This is a genomic window from Rheinheimera riviphila, assembly GCF_004005945.1.
Lineage (GTDB): Bacteria > Pseudomonadota > Gammaproteobacteria > Enterobacterales > Alteromonadaceae > Pararheinheimera > Pararheinheimera riviphila.
This window is the reverse complement of record NZ_SACS01000002.1, coordinates 97,545-116,531: the sequence shown is the minus strand read 5'-3', so window position 1 is coordinate 116,531 and position 18,987 is coordinate 97,545. Positions and strand designations below refer to the sequence as shown.

General features: G+C 50.9%; 12 protein-coding genes and 1 tRNA gene. 9 read left to right on the top strand and 4 right to left on the bottom strand.

Annotated features, from left to right (window positions below; genetic code table 11):
- Positions 1-184 precede the first annotated feature (184 nt).
- Positions 185-925, top strand: coding sequence for a deoxyribose-phosphate aldolase (gene deoC / locus EOE67_RS02890; RefSeq protein ID WP_127697549.1), 741 nt, complete (start codon positions 185-187; stop codon positions 923-925).
- On the opposite strand, the gene EOE67_RS02885 is transcribed toward deoC, so the two are convergent.
- Complete coding sequence (locus EOE67_RS02885) at positions 922-2,559, bottom strand: tetratricopeptide repeat-containing response regulator (RefSeq protein WP_127697548.1); 1,638 nt, start codon at positions 2,557-2,559, stop codon at positions 922-924. The two genes, deoC and EOE67_RS02885, sit on opposite strands and share 4 nt — an antisense overlap.
- A gap of 201 nt (positions 2,560-2,760) precedes the next feature.
- Positions 2,761-2,845, bottom strand: a tRNA-Tyr gene (locus EOE67_RS02880).
- A 106-nt stretch (positions 2,846-2,951) separates the two neighbouring features.
- On the opposite strand from EOE67_RS02880, the gene EOE67_RS02875 reads away from it, so the two are divergent.
- Entirely contained in the window at positions 2,952-3,425 is a 474-nt protein-coding gene (locus tag EOE67_RS02875; protein WP_127697547.1) for a VC2046/SO_2500 family protein, read from the top strand.
- 2 nt (positions 3,426-3,427) lie between these two features.
- Here the strand turns inward: EOE67_RS02875 and EOE67_RS02870 are convergent, their stop codons facing one another.
- Positions 3,428-3,976, bottom strand: a complete 549-nt coding sequence (locus tag EOE67_RS02870) for a YchJ family protein (RefSeq protein ID WP_127697546.1) — start codon at positions 3,974-3,976, stop codon at positions 3,428-3,430.
- A gap of 249 nt (positions 3,977-4,225) precedes the next feature.
- The gene (locus tag EOE67_RS02865; RefSeq protein WP_127697545.1) at positions 4,226-4,669 is read right to left on the bottom strand and encodes a hypothetical protein; all 444 of its coding nucleotides are present in this window, start codon (positions 4,667-4,669) and stop codon (positions 4,226-4,228) included.
- 309 nt (positions 4,670-4,978) lie between these two features.
- Between EOE67_RS02865 and EOE67_RS02860 the strand changes: the two genes are divergently transcribed.
- The 7 genes from EOE67_RS02860 (at position 4,979) to recD (ending at position 18,960) form a co-directional block, all read left to right on the top strand.
- On the top strand, positions 4,979-5,689 hold the full coding sequence (locus tag EOE67_RS02860; RefSeq protein WP_127697544.1) for a DUF3581 family protein: 711 nt from the start codon (positions 4,979-4,981) through the stop codon (positions 5,687-5,689).
- A gap of 291 nt (positions 5,690-5,980) precedes the next feature.
- Entirely contained in the window at positions 5,981-6,292 is a 312-nt protein-coding gene (locus EOE67_RS02855; protein ID WP_127697543.1) for a YciI family protein, read from the top strand.
- An 11-nt stretch (positions 6,293-6,303) separates the two neighbouring features.
- Positions 6,304-7,326, top strand: a complete 1,023-nt coding sequence (gene galE / locus EOE67_RS02850; RefSeq protein ID WP_127697542.1) for a UDP-glucose 4-epimerase GalE — start codon at positions 6,304-6,306, stop codon at positions 7,324-7,326.
- A 44-nt stretch (positions 7,327-7,370) separates the two neighbouring features.
- Entirely contained in the window at positions 7,371-9,317 is a 1,947-nt protein-coding gene (locus EOE67_RS02845; RefSeq protein WP_164852199.1) for a GGDEF domain-containing protein, read from the top strand.
- 44 nt (positions 9,318-9,361) lie between these two features.
- Complete coding sequence (gene recC, locus EOE67_RS02840; protein WP_164852198.1) at positions 9,362-12,910, top strand: exodeoxyribonuclease V subunit gamma; 3,549 nt, start codon at positions 9,362-9,364, stop codon at positions 12,908-12,910.
- Between the two features lie 27 nt (positions 12,911-12,937).
- A complete protein-coding gene (gene recB, locus EOE67_RS02835) occupies positions 12,938-16,834 on the top strand; it encodes an exodeoxyribonuclease V subunit beta (RefSeq protein WP_127697539.1) in 3,897 nt (1,298 codons plus the stop codon).
- Positions 16,831-18,960 (top strand): exodeoxyribonuclease V subunit alpha, encoded by a 2,130-nt coding sequence (gene recD / locus EOE67_RS02830; RefSeq protein ID WP_206099415.1) that lies wholly within the window; start codon positions 16,831-16,833, stop codon positions 18,958-18,960. The genes recB and recD overlap by 4 nt, the downstream gene beginning before the upstream one ends.
- Positions 18,961-18,987: the final 27 nt, after the last annotated feature.

Here is an 18,987-nt window from a genome sequence, read left to right as displayed (position 1 = left end):
GAATCTTCAAGGATGACGGGTATGCAACTCAAACTGCCTCTGATTAATCGCAGCATGGCTCTTAATTTTCTGGCCAATTTCTGGTTTAATCCAGCCACAAAATAATTGATAAACCGGACATCCCGGCCAATGGCGATACCGTTGGCGATGCGGGGGGAGCCGGAACTTCGACAGGACCAGGATAATGACCAATCAACTTAAATTACAGCAGCTGATTAAACTGTTGGATCTGACCCGTTTAACCGACGATGACCATGCTGCTGCGATGGACTTGTGGCTGCAGCAACAAGCCAGTGCGCCGCACAGCCCAGCCGCTTTTTGCGTGTATCCGCAATTTTTAGTACAAACCCAATTGTTTATCAGCCAACAAGCGTGGCCAGCAAAACTAGCGACCGTGGTGAATTTTCCAGCTGGTGATGCGGCTGTCGATGTGGTTGTCAGTGAAATACAATCCGCGCTAGCGTTGGGTGCCGATGAAATTGATTGTGTACTGCCGTACCGGCAACTACTGGCTGGCCATTCGGAGCAAGTGAAACAGTTTTTAGCGCAGGTTCGCCAGGCCAGTGGTGCAAGCTGTTTAAAAGTCATTATTGAATCCGGTGAACTGAGCACACCACAACAAATTATTAAGGCGACCGAACTGGTGATTGAGTCTGGCGCCGATTTTGTGAAGTCGTCTACGGGTAAAGTGCCGATTGGTATCACCAACGAAGCGGCCAGAAATATGCTGACCGTGATTGCGGCAGCAGGGCGTCCGGTTGGTTTCAAAGCCTCTGGCGGCGTGCGGACTGTGGCGCAAGCGCTGGAACTTGTTGCTCTGTATGAGCAAATCACCGGTCAACTGGCGAAACCGGAACTGATGCGGATTGGTGCCAGTACTTTATTTGGCGAGATTAATCAGTTGTTGGCTGCGACGAAAGCTTAACTATTTTGTTTCAGTTCTTGCCGGTACTGTTGATATTGATTTTGTAGTTCAACGTAACGCTGCTGGTGCCGTTCAGGCAAATGGGCGTGTTCAATCAGTTTAAAGGTTTGCCGGCAGCGTTGATAAATGGCTATCGACTTATTTTTTTGTTGTGATTCAAGAACCTGCAACAATGATTGAATAAGGTTTAATGCTGCGCCGGTATTACTTGGCGCGATGTTGAGCGCTTGGTCGAAGATGACAATGGCTTCCTGAAACTTCCCTTCCTGATAAAGCTGCATGCCGGTACGGTTTAATTCGGCCAGCTGCTCTGCGGCACCGGCAAATTTCTGCTGTTGTTGTTCGAGGAGTTCACTCAGGATCGGGTCGTTTTGTTCGGTATCTGACAGCTGTGCAATAAACTGACCTGCGTCTTCAAACTCACCAATGCTGAGCAGCAACATCGCCAAGTCCGGAATATCCGGATCCTGCAACGCCATTTGTGGGCTCAGCGTCGCGGCGGTCTTTTTTGCCGGCTGGAATCTGCCATCCAATGCTTCCAGTCGTGCGACACAAATTTGTTCAAACCGGTCGAAATTGGTGTCGCGGATCAGCTGTTCATCATTTTGACTGCGATGTAAGGTCAACATGGTTTCTTGCTGCAAGCGATTGCGCTTACTGGCGTCGGTGGTGTGACCAATGGCATCGAGTAAAGTGCGGATGTAGTTAAACAGGTGGCTGATATCCTGTTGACTGGTTTTTCGGGTTAAATCAAAAATTTGTTTACTGGCCGAGACCATTTCCGGAATTTGCCCGGCAGCACGGGCGACTTTCAGCGTTAGATATTGCCGTGGTAAATGATAAGGTGCGATGGCAAGTGCTTGATTGATACTGATCATGGCGGCTTCGGGATCGCCTTGTGCTAATAGACAACTGGCCTTTAAATCATAAGCCTGTGCGCATAATCTATTGATTTCAATCGATTCCTGACAGATCTCCAGACAACGTTGGTATTCCTGTTGTTGTAAGCGGAATTTTGCTTCCAGTAGCAAAGCCCAGCTTGGCCGGCGTTGACTCATGCTGTCTGACAATAGAGACTCAAGTTCAGTAAAGCGTTGTTGTTCAAATAAGGTTTCGGCCAGCACCCGTCGGCAAAATTGCTCATAACGTCCGGACGCGTCAATTTCCTGCTGACACTGTTGCATGATTTGCTCAGGCTGTTGTTGCAACAATGCCTGATAGAGGCCTGCCAGATGCTGTTTTTTTTCGGCCAGTTTTTGTAATCGGCTTTTGAGCAAACTTTGGGAAAAAGGTTTGATTAGATAATCGTCGGGTTCCAGCTCGACTGCGCTCATCACCATAGTCACGGTATTTTCGCCTGTCACGATAATAAAAATGCTGCTGGCTTTGAGCAGTTGTTTCTGGCGTAAATCTGCTAATAACTGCCGGCCATTTTTACCTGAGCCCAGGTTGTAATCGACAAACAACAAATCATATTCATTCTGACTGCAGCGCTGCAGTGCTTGCTCACCATGGTTGGCGAAATGAATGTGAGCTATCCCCAGGCTGCTTAAAATCCCTTTGAGCATCACCTGAAATGGCCGTTGATCATCGACGACCAACACCATTAAACCAGATAGCTGTAGTTTAAACATGCAACAACGCCAGATTGCAATTATGTTGCTTCAGTGTGGGAAACCTTTAGCGATTAAGCAAGCTGGCGTAAAAATTGAGACAGACAAAGCAGATATTATTATCGTAAGGACGGGAACTTATCTTGTTTTTTCAGAGTGTTATGTTTTTTTGCGTTGCGGTTTGATATTTCGAGCGAACAAAAGCAGAAGTGGCGGTTGAAATGGTGGAGGGGGAAGGATTCGAACCTTCGAAGGCAGTGCCGGCAGATTTACAGTCTGATCCCTTTGGCCACTCGGGAACCCCTCCACGTGGCCGGCATCTTATCAAATCATTGGCTGTTGTAAAGAAATAAACTATAGAAACTGAACTGATTGCCGATAAAGTCAGCATATTCCTGCTTAAAGAACTCAAAATGATCCCACTGGTTAATGAATGGCAACTTCAAAGCCAATTAAATCAGGCATTGCAAACCCAACACCGGGCTGACTTTTCGTTGTGGTTGGCGATGTTATCCCCAGCCGTTGAAGAAATGGCACAGTTTTTCCCACAACCTTTGGATGATGAGCCAAAAAAACCGACCTTGTATCAGCAACTCGGCGTCAGTCCACAGCGTGATTATGCGATGCAACACCATGATGTGGAATTATTTGATACCCAGCACCAGGCGTTGGTGGCCGATGGTTTTAGTCAATGGCGATTGTTATCGCTGCTAAACCCAAATCCGGTGGTGATAAAGCATGACCCGAAAAAGTTGTCAGCCGATGTCACCGAGAGTCTTAGTTTTCATACCAAAAGGCGGATGTCCGCAACACCAGTGACCATGCCAACGGCCGATCCCACCTTGATGTATGACATGCTGCAGCAGATGTCGGCGATGAACTCGTAGCGCTAAACTGGCTGACCAGCCGCCCGATGTGGTCGGCAGTTTTTATATTTTTTGCCACTGTGGCAGGGGCAGCTATCGTTCCGGCTTAACTTCTGTGTGGGATGATCCCAAAGTGTGCCATCCAGATAAGACCATTGCAGATCCGTTCTGATAAATAGAGAGTTCTCTTCCAGCAGATGCAGTTTATCCTGCATGATAAATTGCACTTTAAAATGCACAGTGCTGAAGCTGAGGGGGCTGCCAGCGGCGAATTCAGGAAGCCGCTGTTGCAGACTTTCCGGCAGCGATAACTCATCGCTGACATCAATCACTTGCAGACCAATAAAATGCGCAGCTTTGGCAAAAGCGGTAATTTCAGCCACCGGATTATCTGCTTGTGACAATGGATGATAGCTATTCGCAACATACTGCGTCGCAACATCGGATCCATCGCAATAAGCACTAAAACGGGAGCGCATCAGTTGCTCTGCTGTGCCCGGTAGTTGTTGCCCCTGAATAAACGGCTGACAACAGTCATTAAAGTTGCGGCCTGATTGGCAATAACAATTCATTTTTCACTCCCACAACAATTATTCTGCGGCAGTGTACTGCGTTTTTCAGTGCTACCCAAACGCTCTGGGAATCTCCCCCGTCATCCTTGAAGCTGCGAGGTTGTTGGCCGCCTTCACTCGCTGAAGCGTCAGTCCGACCCAGTCACATAGAACAGCTATGCTCCGGGCCGGGCTGGCGTTCCAGTCTCGCTCAGTTGCCGCAGTTCCACCGTGGCCTACCCGCATCTTCAATGATTTTGGGTATGTCAATTAGTGTGTGGTGACTGTTTGTTGGTTGTGGGTATTTACATTGACTAAAGCGGTACCGTATTTGGCTGAAAGGTACTGATAGTCTTCGAGCTGCGGATGTTCGGCGGCTAAAAAGCTGACGACGGCGCAGCAGGTGGAGCAAGTTAAAGCATCCCGCATCAGATTATCAAAATGAGTAATTTGGCGTTGTTGAATGACCAATATACGTTTGCTGTTGATATTCAGCTGTCCGAGTATTGATTTCGTCAGCGGCTGTGGTGGGGCTATCACCAACAACCAGCCTTGTTGGGTATCGGTTTGCGCGGCCAGCGTACCAATAAGTTGCAGCAGATGCGTGGTGTCGACCGGATTGCTGCCAGAACCAAATTGCCCGGCAGATGAGCGACCCAACAATGGGTTGACTGAAGTACCGCTTTGAAACTGATGGCTCTGACTGTTTAACATGTGTTGCTCCGCCCTTGAGATGAAAACTGTTCATTTATACAGTGTATGTATGTATGTATGTATGTACAGTAATCAGTGTCGGTATAAAAAGCAAGCATGAACTGTTTAAATATACAGTATTATTTTAATGTAGAACTGTATGTAAAAACTGTTCGAAATTATTTTATGTTAGATCAGTAGCTTAGTAGATTTTGGTCGCAACTTCGGTTAGCTTGAGCTTTGCACAGTGCCTAGCTAGTTACTGGTTAAACCATTTATCGCAGTCGGCTGAGGTAAACTTTACGGCTGAAGTTGAGGAAGAGATAAAAAATGTTGTTACAGAATTTTGTGCAGCAGCAGGATGAACAGTTCTGGTTCAGCCGGCAGCAGGCCAGTCAGTTTGCCAAACAGGTGGCGACGGATTTTAATCCGATCCACGATGAAGACAGTAAAAGATTTTGTGTGCCCGGTGATCTGTTATTCGCCTTTTTACTGCACAAATATGGTCTTTCTGAGCAATTAAGTTGCAGTTTTAACGGCATGGTTGGATCTGACGTGCCCTTGCATTGCCAGCAGCAAGGCGATACGGTGCAAATTCTTGATCAAAACGACAAGTCGTATCTGAGTTTGACCCAGAGCGGCAAAGTGCATCACAACTGCCAGTTTATTGGCGCTTTAATTCAGGATTACGTGCGGTTTTCCGGTCAGAATTTCCCGCATATTTTACAACCGCTGATGGAACAACATCAGGTGATGATCCACCCGCAACGGCCGCTGGTGATTTACCAAAGCATGGCGTTGCACTTTTTCCGATTCAGTGACAACTGCCCACAGTTGAAATTGTCAGGCTCCAGTCTGCAAATTGACGGCAAACGTGGCAATGTACTGCTGGAATTTCAATTATTGGACGGTGCTGAAGTGATTGGCGCTGGTGAAAAACGGATGATTTTAAGCAGTCTGGTACCGTACGATGCAGCGCAAATGCAGGGTTTAGTTGATCTCTATAATGAACGAAAAGCAACGTTAGCCATTGCCGATTAAACACATGCGATCGGATGGACTGCCGGCACGACACTGGCAGTCTGTTGCACTTTTTTCCTTGGCTTGTCCTCGCGTTGTCCTGCACTGACCACACAGTTTCATTACAAATATCGTCCACTCTCTACCCGGCAATCAGCCGGATCAGCAAGCGCACCTCAGTTTTACCTAACACCATAAAATCAATATTTTATCTATGAAGTAACCCGCAAAAGCCTGCCGTCGTTTAACGCAGCAAATTGGAAAATACGGTGGCTATCTGGTATCTTCGAACAAAGCGCAAAGGGAGCCGATATGTATTACATGATCTATTCTGAAGATGTTGCCGATAGCCTGGCCCAACGTAAATTAACGCGTCCGGCGCATCTGGAGCGTTTGCAACAACTTGCTGCTGCAGAGCGGTTGTTACTTGCCGGGCCATTACCAGCCATTGATGCCGAAGATCCGCAGGATGCCGGCTTCACGGGTTCATTGGTGGTGGCAGAATTTGCCTCGTTAGCAGAAGCTGAGCAGTGGGCAGCTGCCGATCCGTACCTTGCCGCTGGCGTTTATGCGCGCAGTACCGTCAAGCCATTTCGCAAAGTTTTACCAACCGTTTCGCCATAAGGAAGACCTGGATGTCGACAATTTTATTGACCGGCGGCGCCGGTTATATCGCCAGCCATACCGCAATTTGCTTGCTTGAAGCTGGCTTTGAGGTGATTGCGCTGGATAATTTCTCCAACTCTTCAGCCGAATCGGTGCGACGAGTGGAGCAGATCAGCGGTCGTCAGGTCAAACTGATCGCCGGTGATATTCGTGATGAAGCGGCGCTGACCCAACTGTTCAGCAGCCATCACATCGATGCAGTGGTGCATTTTGCCGGGCTTAAAGCGGTGGGTGAATCCACCGAAAAACCTTTGGCTTATTACGACAACAACGTCGCTGGCACTGTCACTTTGTGTCGGGTGATGGCGGCGCATGGTGTGAAACAGCTGGTGTTCAGTTCGTCGGCCACTGTTTATGGTGACGCCAAAGTGATGCCTATTCGTGAAGATGCACCTCGATCAGCAACTAACCCTTATGGCCAGAGTAAGTTAATGCTGGAATATATTCTGGCGGATTTACAGGCATCAGATCCCGCCTGGCGCATTGCGGTACTGCGGTATTTTAATCCGGTCGGCGCGCATAGCAGCGGCCTGATTGGCGAGGATCCAAATGGTCCGCCAAACAATTTAATGCCATTTATCAGCCAGGTGGCGGTGGGCAAGCGGGCGCAGCTCTCGGTGTTTGGTGCGGATTATCCGACTGTTGATGGCACCGGTGTCCGCGACTATATTCATGTGATGGATTTAGCCGATGGCCATGTCAAAGCGTTGCAATATTTACAGCAAAATCAGGGCTTTGTTGCAGTAAATCTTGGCACAGGCCAAGGCTACAGCGTCCTGCAGATGGTCAAGGCGTTCAGCGAAGTGAATGATGTCGCAGTGCCGTATCAGCTGGTTGCTCGTCGACCGGGTGATATCGCGGTGTGTTATGCCGATCCGGCTTATGCCACCGCGTTATTGGGCTGGCAGGCGCAGCGTAGTCTGACCGATATGGTGCGCGATGCCTGGCGTTGGCAACAACAAAATCCGGATGGGTATCCACCTGCCGGGTAAAGTGCAGCCATGCTGCAGCAGCAAAAACAATAAGGAGCTGATGGTTGTCTGATCCGAATCCAGCACAGGTCATAAATTTCCAGTCACAACGTCAAGCATGGCGTCAGTTGGCTCAGAGGTCCTGTGTCGGATGGGCATTCATCAGCTTATTAAGTTACAGCAGTGTGTCATGGGCCAGCGACAGCGCGAAATTTGATCAGCTGATCCTGCAATTGGAACAAGGTGAAGTGATTTTCACCACCCGTGCGGAACTCGATACATTTAGCCAACTGATCAAAAGTGTGGTGCCGGTAGACGATCCGGTTCGTGTACTGAGGTTAAATCGCGAGCTTTGTTTGGGTGATTATCTGGACAAGCCGGAACAAGGCATTGTTTTCGCCAACAAATTTATCGAAGAATTAGCAGCAACGCAGGATCTGGTGAACTTAAGCCACTTTTATTTGTGCCGGGCGCAGCATTATGCCAGCCAGAACCGCAATAAAGAGCAGGAACAAGACTTAACCACCGCGCTGGATCTGGCAAACCGCAGTGAAGACGCGTTGTCTCAGGCGCTGATGTTATCAAGCACCGCCGAAATGTACTCGGCCCGTGGTCAACATGCTGATTCCTTGGTATTGCATTTCAAAGCCCATGATTTATATAAAAAATTGGGGCATCGGTATGGCATTGGATTTAGTGTTGAAAATATTGCCACCGCTTTTCGGCGAATGGGTGAATATGAAAAAGCCATTGAGTATCTGGATCTCAGCGAAAAAGAGTTTGTGGCGCCTGGTGATCAATATCGACTTGGGTTTTTACTGCAGCAAAAAGCTTTTGTTTACGGCGAACTAGGTAAACCTGCCGTCGCTAAACAATTGTTTAGCCGGGTCCGGCAAATTTATCAGCAAATTGGCGAACCAACTTTTGTTACTGCCACCGACATCGATTTGATGTGGATTGCCAATATGGAGCAGCGCTACAGCGAAAGTCTGGAGCTTGCTGATCAGGTTTTAACCCAACTGGCCGGTTATCAGCAGCAAGGCGAAGGCCAGCAAGTGGTCAACCAGGGATTATTTCAACTGTATCGGGCTGAAGCTTTAGCGGGGACCGGCAAGCTGCCAGAGGCGTTGCAACAGTTCACCCAAGCGCATCAGGAAATTGGCGCGCTGAATAATCCGCGCTATATGTTGTGGCTGATGCGTGCCTGGTCAAAAGCGCTGGCCGATGCCGGCATGCATGATCAGGCGTACCAGCGGCTGTTGGAGGCGAATCAATTACAAGACGGATTGAATTCGCAGGCCAAAAGGCAGCGTGAGTCGTTATTGCGTTATCAGTTTGATACGGCGCTGCAGGATGAAAAAAATAATCAGTTGAAAGCGGAAAATCAGCTGTCTGCACAACAGGTTTTGGTACTTGAATCGGCACAACGTTGGCAATATATTGCGATTGGCTTGTTTATTATTCTGGCGCTGATCGCATTGTTTTACGCGATATCGCAAATTCAGCGTAATCGGCAATTACATCGGTTGGCGATGACTGACGAACTGACGCAAGTAGCGAACCGTCGCAGTATCTTGTGGTTCGCCGAACAAACCCGGCTCAAAGCAATTGCTCAGCAACAACATTGGTGTTTGCTGTTGATTGATATCGATTATTTTAAACAGTGTAACGATAGTTTTGGTCACGATGCTGGCGATCAGGTGTTGGTGCAAACCGCCGCTGCGATGAAAAGTCTGCTTAGAAATTCCGATCGGGTCGGCCGTACCGGCGGTGAAGAATTTCTGTTGGTACTACCGGACATGGATCTTCACGCTGCCACCGCTATTGCCGAACGTTTGCGTCAAGTGGTGGCGCAGCTGACTTTTGCCCCTTATGGCGAGGTTAAAATTACCGTCAGTGTCGGTGTGGCTGAAGCGGGCCGGCATGAAGATGTACGCGAAGCGATGAGCCGCGCCGATGCGGCGTTGTATCAGGCTAAATCATTAGGCCGGAACAAAGTAGTTTCAGCCTGAGTCATTGCCCATTCTGACAACTCGTATTAAAAAGGATTTCCCGGTTGTTTAACGCCCATCACACTGCACTGACCCCCGGTTTTTTAGTGGTTCATGCCAATTTGCCCGAGCAACTTCGCGCCTTAGTCGTATCCTGGACCAAAGCCTATCCGCTGGCGGTGCTCGAAACCGAAACTGTGCTGGTGCAAAGTAATGGTATTGCGCAGTGGTTAAAACTGGCGCTGGCGGCTGATCCTGACTTCAACGACCCAACCGAAGGTGGTGCAGGCATTGCCAGTAACTTAAGTCTGCAAATGCCCGGCCGTTTTATCTGGCAACTGTATCGTTGGTTATTACCAGCTTCAGATATTCCTGAACAATCCGGATTTGATAAAAATCAGCTGCGTTGGCGGTTATTTCGGTTGTTGCCGCTGCTGGCAGAACAACAAGAGTTTCAGCTGCTGCACAGTTACCTGGCAGCCGATGAAGAGCAGCGCAAATTGCAGCAATTGGCGTTTAAGCTGGCCGATTTGTTTGACCAATATCAGGTGTATCGCGCCGATTGGCTGGCGGCCTGGCAACAGGGCAAGGATGTGGTGCTGGATCACCTCGGGCATACAACGCCGTTAACGGCTGATCAACGCTGGCAAGCGGCGTTATGGCGCGCCATTATTGCCGATGTGCCAAGCGCTGAGCAGCAATTTAGCCGGGCGATGCTGCACCGCAATTTTCTGCAAGCAGCGAAAAAGTACAGGATGGATTCCAGGCCTGCTGGTTTGCCGCGGCGGGTGATCGTATTTGGTATTTCCAGTTTGCCGCAACAAGTGCTGGAAGCGCTGGCGGCCATCGCACCTTATACCCAGGTCTTGTTAGCAGTACATAACCCTTGTCAGCATTATTGGGCCGATATTATTGCCGACAAAGATTTACTGAAAACCCAGCAGCAGCGGCAAAGCCGCAAAGCGCCAACACAGCAAAAACCGGAATCCGATCATTCAGCGCTGGAAAGCATTGCGCCAGAGCAACTGCACAATCAAGCGCAGCCATTGCTTGCGGCCTGGGGCAAACAAGGCCGTGATTACATCCGGTTATTAGATCAATTTGATGAAACCCAGGCGCATCTGGATTTATTCCGTGGACAGCGCATTGATTTATTTAGCAGCAACCCGCCGACGCATTTATTGGCACAACTGCAAAACGATATTCTGGAACTGCGACCCGCGGTGGAAAGTGCTGCTTTTTGGCCAGCGTTAAATCCGGCGCAGGCGCAAAGTTTGTGTTTTGCTACGGCGCACAGTGCGATGCGCGAAGTGGAAATTTTGCATGATGATTTATTGGCGCAATTTGCTGCTGATCCGCAATTGAAGCCCGCTGATGTGATGGTGATGGTGCCGGATATTCATCTGTACGCCGCCGCCATCAGTGCGGTATTTGGCCGGATCAGTAAAGACGACGCCCGCTATATTCCTTTTACCATCGCCGACCAAAGCGCCGTGCAGCAAGAGCCGTTATTACAGGCGCTGCAATTATTGCTGCAACTGCGCACCGAGCGTTTTACCGCCAGTACTGTGCTCGATTTATTGCAATTACCGGCGTTGCAACTGCGGTTTGGCTTTACAGAAACCGATATTCAACTGCTTAAAAGCTGGATTGAAGCGGCCAATATTCGCTGGGGCTTAAACGCCGCGCAGCGCCAAAGCCTGGGGCTGCCAGAAGATTTTGCCCAGAATAGCTGGCACAGCGGCTTACAGCGGATGCTTTTAGGTTACGCCATCGGTCAAAGTGAACCCTGGCAGGGCATCGCGCCTTGTGCGCAGGTCAGTGGATTGTCGGCGGCGCTTGCCGGACAACTGGCACAATTACTGGATCAATTACAACAGGCCTGGCAACAAAGTGCGGAGAAACGCACACCAGAACAATGGGCGGCGTGGCTGCCGCAACTGCTGGCGGATTTTTTTGCCGCTGAAGATGAAGTGCAGCAAAGCCTGCTGGATAAATTGCAACAGGCGCTGACCGAGTGGCTGGAACAATGTCAGCAGGCAAATCTTACCGATGCGCTGGAACTTAATGTGGTCAGCGTCGCCTGGTTGGAAGGTTTTTCGGCACAAGGCCTGGCACAACGCTTTTTGGCAGGCGCAGTAAACTTCGCGACTTTAATGCCAATGCGCGCTATTCCTTTTGCGCAAATTCATTTGCTGGGGATGAACGACGGTGATTTTCCACGGCAAATGATTAAACAAGATTTTGATTTAATGGCGACGAATTACCGGCCGGGCGATCGCTCGCGCCGCGATGACGATCGTTATTTATTCCTTGAAGCTTTGCTTTCGGCACGGCAGCGGCTGCGCATTAGTTGGGTTGGTCATAGTGTGCACGATAACAGCGAACGATCGCCGTCAGTGTTAGTCGGGCAACTGCGTGATCATTTGGCCGCAGTGTGGCGGGTTGAAGTTGGATCAGGCTCAGTACAACAAGGCGAAGACGTACTTGATGCGATCACGGTGCACCATCCGTTGCAACCTTTTAGCCGCCGTTATCTGGCCGCAGATTCGACACTGGTGAGTTATCAGCACGAATGGCTGGCGCTCCATCAGTCGCCGCCGAAAAACGCTGAAGCTGCTCCTGCCAGCAATATGCTGAGCGCACCAGACCAAGTGCCGGCGTGGGATCTAGACCGTCTTAGTGGCTGGCTGAAAGATCCGGTGAAGTTTTTCTTCCGCCAGCGGCTGAAAGTCAGTTTTGAAACCGACCATGGCAGCCAGCAAAATACCGAAAACTTTGGACTGGACGGATTGGAACGTTGGCAACTACAGCAGCGGTTGCAGCAGAGGATCAGTAAAGCCCTTACCGCAGGCGAGCCATGGCAACAGGCGTTAAACCAGGAACTGGCATTGATTGGCGCCGAAGGTTTATTGCCGGTGGCGTCGGCGGCTACTTTATTGGCGGAGCAATTTACGCAATTGTTATCGCCGCAAGCCGAGCAGCTGCAGCAGTTAGTCAGTCAATATGGCGCGCCGATGCCGCAGCCGGTTTGGTGTGAATTTGCGGCGGAAGGTCAACAAGCTGGTGACTGGTTGCGCGAGCTGCGGCCCTTGGCTGCCGCCAGTTTTGTCCAGCTGCATTGGTTAGTTGGTGCTTTATACAAAGATAAGCAACTGGATTATAAGCAGTTATTAAAACCCTGGTTGCAACAACTATTGGCCGCGGCCAGTGGCGTGGCGCTGCAAACTGACATTGTGGCGGTCGATGGTGTTTTCAGTTTACCGGCCTATCAGGCTGATCAAGCCAAAACGCAGTTACAACAACTGTTGAGCTGGCTTCAGCAGAGTTTATGCCGACCGCTGCCGGTCGAATTAGGTTGTGCCCGGTTGGTGCTGCAGGCCGAGCTGGCCGCTGGCTCTGCACCGGATGACAAGCTACAAAATCAGCTGGAAAAACGTTATCAGGGTGATGGATTTAACGCTGGCGTGCTGGCACGGAATCCATATCTGGCGCGCGCTTTTCCGGATTTTAAGGCCTTGTGGGCGGATGGCGAACTGGTGCCGGTATCGATGGCGCTGTATCAGGGACTGCGGGATTATCTGGCGCAAGCCGGTATCGCGGAGCGGCAATAACATGCGCCAGGGCTGGAGCCATTTCTAATGCTTAAACTAGATTTATTAAAATTACCGCTTTTTGGCAACGCGCTGATTGAAGCAAGTGCCGGTACCGGTAAAACTTACACCATTGCCGCTTTGTATTTGCGGGCTGTGCTTGGGCATGGCGCACATGCTGAAGCGTGTGATGAGCCTCATGAAGCCTCCGGACGAGTACCATTATTGCCGCCGCAGATTTTAGTGGTGACCTTCACCGAAGCCGCTACCGGCGAACTGACCGAGCGGATCCGGCAGCGACTAAGCGGCGCAGCACGGTATTTTCGCGGCGAGCTGCTTGAGGCCGATCCAGTGTTGCAACAGTTGGCGGCGGATTATCCAATTGCGCAGTGGCCACAGTGCGCCATGCAGCTGGAACTGGCGGCGCAGTGGATGGATGAAGCCGCCATTTCCACCATTCACGGCTGGTGCAACCGGATGTTGTCGGAGCATGCTTTTGATAGTGGCAGCCGTTTTGAAGAAGAGCTCAGTACCGACCAGTCCGAGCTGATGACCCAGGTGGTTGAAGATTATTGGCGCTGTTTTGTCTATCCGCTGTCCACCGAAGCCTTATTACGCTGGCAACGCAGTTTTCAAAACCCGGCGTTACTGCAAAAAGCGCTGTATGCGGTGTGGCGGGAGCAGCCGTTGCCGGTCAGCAATGAGCCGACGGTGTTAATCAACACCGAACAACAGCAGCGCCAACAACAACTTATTGCCCTCAAAACACCGTGGCTAGCCTGGGTGCCAGAGCTTGCGGTGCTGATCGAACAAGCGCGTAGTGAAAAAAGGCTGAACGGTACCAAAATGCGTGCCGATTATGTGCAAAAGTGGCTGGATGGTATTTTAAGGTTCGCGAGCGATCCAGCGGCAGATTCGCTGGATATTGGTACGGGCAGCTTCAGGTTAACACCTGAAGGTATCGCCGATGCCTGTAAAGGTGAACCCTTGCAGCATCCGGCTTTTGCCGCGATGGCTGCTTTAGTCAAAGCGTTGGAGCAACTTCCGGATTGTACTGAAGATTTACGTCAGCACGCCCTGGCCTGGTGTCAGCTTCGTTTCGAAAACACGCAGCGCCAGCTTGGCTGTTTTGGCTTTGATGACATGCTCGACCGGCTGCATCAGGCGCTTAAAAGTGAACGGGGCGCGGCTTTGGCCGAACGAATTCGCTCGCAATTTCCGCTGGCGTTGATTGACGAATTTCAGGACACCGACCCAACACAATACGGCATTTTCCAGCAGATTTATCCGCTCACCACACCCCGTACTGATTGTGGTTTATTGCTGATTGGCGATCCGAAACAAGCGATTTACGCCTTTCGTGGTGCCGATATTTATACCTATTTGCAAGCAAAACAAGCGACAGCACCACGGCATTATTCGCTGGATACCAACTTCCGTTCCACCAAAGCGATGGTCGAAACGGTGAATTTATTGTTTTTAAAAGCCGAGCAGCGCGACACTGGCTGCGGCGCCTTTTTATTTCGCCAGCAACAAAATCTGGTGCAGTTTGAACCCGTTAAAGCCAAAGGTCGCGACGAGCAATTCACGCGAAACGGCGAGCCGCTGCCGGCGCTGGATTTGGTGTATCTCGACAGCTCAGATAAAGTCCTCAGCAAAGCCGGTTATTTTGATGCCATGGCAAAACACTGCGCCGCGCAAATCAGCCAGTTGTTGCAGGAAGGGCAGTTGCAGCAAACCGGTTTTGCGAAAATCGCCGCCGATGGCAGCAGCAGTTTTAGCCCATTACAACCGGCCGATATTGCGGTGCTGGTGAATAATCAGCAGGAAGCCTCGGCTATTCGCAGCGCACTGGCGCGGGTTGGTGTGCGTTCGGTGTATTTGTCCGATCGTGGTTCGGTATTTACCACCGCCATCGCCCACGATTTATTGTTATGGCTGGAAGCCTGCGCCGATCCTTTGCATGAACAAAAAGTACGGTCGGCGCTGGCCAGTCAAAGTCTGGGTTGGAGTTATGCTGAACTTGCCCGGTTGCAGCAAGACGAATGGTTTTTTGAACATTGGTTAGCCCGGTTTAGCCATTTTTCCCAGCTGTGGCAGCAGCAAGGGGTACTGCCGTTAGTGCGGCAATTATTGCTGGAATTCCAACTGGTACAGACTTTTGCAGTACAAGCCGATGGCGAGCGGCAACTGACCGATTTACTACATTTAGCCGAGTTATTACAGCAGGTTAGCCGTACGCTGGAAGGCGAGTTGGCGCTATTACGTTATTTTAAAGAGCATTTAGCCGGCGAGCAGCAACTGGATGCCGATCAGCTAAAACTGCGCCTTGAAAGTGACGAAGCGCTGGTTCGGGTGGTGACCATTCACAAATCCAAAGGGCTTGAATATCCGTTGGTATTTTTGCCTTTTATTGCGGCGGCGCGATCGCTGGATCCAAAGCAGTTGCCGTATCGTTATCACGACGAACAACAGCAATTACAGCTTTGTTATCAACCGGATGAACAGATTTTCGCCAAAGCTGAATTTGAGCAGCTCGGCGAAGATTTACGCAAGTTGTATGTGGCGTTAACCCGCTCGCGGCATTATTGCTACCTGGGTTTGGCAGCACTAAAAGAACGTTCCGCCATTGGTTATTTATTAAGTGACAGCGGTTTGTTGGAACCAACTGGACTGGCAGCGCGATTGGCGTTATTGCAACACCCTGCGGCTCATCCGGCGCTGTTGATCAGGCCGTGGCAGAGCGCAGAATCGCCAACCTTCGCAAGTATGCCGGATCCCCAGTTGGAAATTCAGCCGCCGCTGCGTAGTTATGCCACCATGCCGCAGCGACCACGGTATCAGTGGTGGGCAGCCAGCTACAGTGCTTTGGCCGAAGGTGCAGGTGAAAGTAAAGCTGTTGCAACTCAGCCGCTGGCGCCAGGCGGTGCGTGGTCTGGCGTTGATCTAGTGAAAAATACCGAACTTTATCAGGAGCTTAAAGCTGAGAGGGCGCTGCAGCTTGGATCTGATGGCTTGGACCGTTCAGCTGTGGCCAGTCTGACAACAAACAACAGTACTATTGCGACCGACATTTATGTAGTTACGGCTGCATCGGAGGATTTTAGTCAGCAATATCTGCGCGGTGCCAAAGCCGGTACCTTTTTACATGACACGCTGGAATGGGCGGCGGAACAAGGGTTTGCTACGGTGTTGGCCGAGCCGTTATTGCTGCAAAATTATTTATTAAAGCATTGCCAGCAACAACATTGGTTATGGCTAGACCCGACATCAAAGCGCTGGCAACGGCGGTTATTGGTGAGCGATGCGAGCGATCTCAATCACTTCGATACGGCCGAGCAAGCGATTGAACCTTTATATCAATGGCTACTGGTATTGCTGCAAAGTCAGTGGCTTTGTCTGGATAAGGCAACGTCTTTGAGTAGCCTGGCGCTATATAAAGCCGAACTGGAATTCTGGTTTGCCGCCAGTGAGGTGCCAACCCGCGCCATTGATGCGTTATTACAGCAATGGTTATGGCCGGGCGAGCCACGCCCGGCGCTACAGCCACGCACCGTCAACGGCATGCTAAAAGGCTTTATCGACTTAACCTTTGAGCAAGACGGCCGCTATCATGTACTTGATTATAAAAGTAACTTTATCGAAAGTGGCCACTATAGCGCTGACAATATACGGCTGATCATGCTGGAAAAACGTTACGATTTACAGGCGGCGTTATATGCGCTGGCGTTGCACCGGTTATTACGTAGCCGCTTGCCGGATTATGACATCAGCCAACATCTGGGCAGCGCCTGGTATTGGTTTGTGCGTGGTTGCCCGGTCGAAGCCGTAGCCGAAACGACATCGCAAGGCATGCTGCAGCTGGAGATTCCATCGCAATTAGTGCTGGCGCTGGATGCGTTGTTTGCCGGTCGTACACTCAAGCAGCTGGCGGAGGTCGAATGATCAGTGTAGCGACTTATCCTATTGCAGAAACATCGACATTGATGCCGAAACTGCAACGCTGGCAGCAGCTTGGTTTATTGCGGCCGCTCGATGTGGTGCTGGTGCAAATGTTACAGAGCAAAGCTTCAGAGCTGCCACCAGCAGTTTCAGCCAATGCCATGCCGGACGAATTTTGGTTATGGCTGGCGCTTGGCAGCAGCCAGTTGGCGCAAGGTCATCTTTGTCTGGATTTAGCACAAGCTTTTGTCAAACCCGATAGTTTACAAAACCCGGGTCAGTTTGCAAAAGCAGTAAGCGCGGAACTCAATGCCTTTGTGCGAACACAGCAACTGCCGCAGCTGCTCGTTTTATTCAGTCAGGGCCGAACCTGGGTTGAAGTGCGCTCATCGGAATTATCAGATCCGGATTTGCATTCACCTGCATCGACACCTTTTGTGCTCAGTGGCGAGCGGTTATATCTGCGCCGTTATTGGCAGTATGAGCAACATATCGCTGATTTTATTCAGCAAAGTAGCCTGTTGACACAGCAACTACGTCAGCAATTTCCGGCGAGCCAGGTGCAACGCTGGCTGACGCAATTGTTTCCGGTAAAGCTGTTTCCTGCTGCTAAAACACAAGCACAGCAACAACCCGATTGGCAGCAGCTCGCGTGCGCCATGGCGGTGAGCAGCAGATTTGCGGTGATTACCGGCGGCCCTGGCACCGGCAAAACCACCACAGTGGTAAAGTTATTATTGTTGTTGCAACAAGCGCAGCAGGAACAAAAAGCGCAGCAAAACGGTCAAAACAAATCATCACGACCACTGACCATCCGTTTAGCGGCGCCAACCGGCAAAGCTGCGGCGCGATTGAGTTTATCGGTAACGCTGGCGTTAAAGGATCTAACGCAAAAATTAGACTGGGACCCTGCGGTCACCGGCAGTATTCCAACCGAAGCACAAACCCTGCACCGGTTATTAGGCAGCGGCCCGGATCGGGCGCAATTTCGGTATCACCGGGATTTCCCGCTGCCGCTGGATGTGCTGGTGGTCGATGAAGCGTCGATGGTCGATGTGGCGATGTTTGCGGCCATGCTACAAGCACTCCCGGCCTCAGCCCGGTTGATTTTACTGGGTGATAAAGATCAGTTGGCTTCGGTTGAAGCCGGCGCGGTAATGGCGGAACTCTGTCGTGACGCGCAGCAGGGCGGTTATAGCCAACAGACAGCCGACTGGTTAACAACGCTTACCGGTCAGCAACTACCGGCGACATTTATCAGCCCGGCGCCGCAACTGCTGGAGCAACAGCTAGTGATGCTTCGCACCAGCCATCGTTTTGGTGCTGACAGCGGCATTGGTCAGTTGGCGACTGCCGTCAATCTTGGTGACGATACAACTGCGCTGCAGATTTTACAGCAACCACCTGCGGATCTGCGCTGGTTGCAATTCAGTCCGGAAAGCGCTGATTTCAGCCATTTGGTGCAACACGGCTCGCCACACCAAGCGCTGGCAGAGGGGTTTGCTGGCTATTTAGCCTTGGTCAAAAATCCACCGGCGGCCACGGCAAGTTCAGCAGAGTACGATCGCTGGGCACTGGCGGTGCTGCAAAAATTCGCAAGTTTTCAAGTGCTGGCGGCAGTACGGCAAGGTAAGTTTGGCGTTGAACAGCTGAATGCGCGTATCGCAGCTATTTTAGCGAAGCAGCAGTTGATCCCGCGTACCGAAGGTTGGTATCCGGGACGGCCGGTGATGGTGGTGCAAAATGACTACAGCACCGGGTTGATGAATGGTGATGTGGGCATTTGCCTGCCACGCGCGGAAACTGCAGCTGGCGAGCCGCAATTGCGGGTGGTGTTTATTTCGGCCGATCCAACGACGCCAGTGCGCTGGTTGCTACCAAGCCGTTTGCCGCAAGTAGAAACCGTCTACGCCATGACAGTGCATAAATCACAAGGATCGGAATTTGGTCACGTGGTGCTGGTGTTGCCAGAGCAGGGTAGTCGCTTGTTAAACCGCGAGCTGATTTACACCGGCATCACCCGCGCCGCCCAGCAATTCAGTTTGTTATGTGCCGATGGCAAAGTACTGCAACAAGCGGTGCTGCAGCGCAATGAACGGAGTGGCGGCTTACGCTTGTCATCGTTATAAGGCGTTGCAGATTGCTGTCAGCTATCG

What these genes read in the sequence shown, in the direction of transcription:
- EOE67_RS02870 (WP_127697546.1), bottom strand. Translation starts at nt 3,976, where the DNA reads ATGAATTGTTATTGCCAATCAGGCCGCAACTTTAATGACTGTTGTCAG.
- EOE67_RS02860 (WP_127697544.1), top strand. Translation starts at nt 4,979, where the DNA reads ATGTTGTTACAGAATTTTGTGCAGCAGCAGGATGAACAGTTCTGGTTC.
- deoC (WP_127697549.1), top strand. Translation starts at nt 185, where the DNA reads ATGACCAATCAACTTAAATTACAGCAGCTGATTAAACTGTTGGATCTG.
- EOE67_RS02865 (WP_127697545.1), bottom strand. Translation starts at nt 4,669, where the DNA reads ATGTTAAACAGTCAGAGCCATCAGTTTCAAAGCGGTACTTCAGTCAAC.
- recD (WP_206099415.1), top strand. Translation starts at nt 16,831, where the DNA reads ATGATCAGTGTAGCGACTTATCCTATTGCAGAAACATCGACATTGATG.
- EOE67_RS02875 (WP_127697547.1), top strand. Translation starts at nt 2,952, where the DNA reads ATGATCCCACTGGTTAATGAATGGCAACTTCAAAGCCAATTAAATCAG.
- EOE67_RS02885 (WP_127697548.1), bottom strand. Translation starts at nt 2,559, where the DNA reads ATGTTTAAACTACAGCTATCTGGTTTAATGGTGTTGGTCGTCGATGAT.
- recB (WP_127697539.1), top strand. Translation starts at nt 12,938, where the DNA reads ATGCTTAAACTAGATTTATTAAAATTACCGCTTTTTGGCAACGCGCTG.
- galE (WP_127697542.1), top strand. Translation starts at nt 6,304, where the DNA reads ATGTCGACAATTTTATTGACCGGCGGCGCCGGTTATATCGCCAGCCAT.
- EOE67_RS02855 (WP_127697543.1), top strand. Translation starts at nt 5,981, where the DNA reads ATGTATTACATGATCTATTCTGAAGATGTTGCCGATAGCCTGGCCCAA.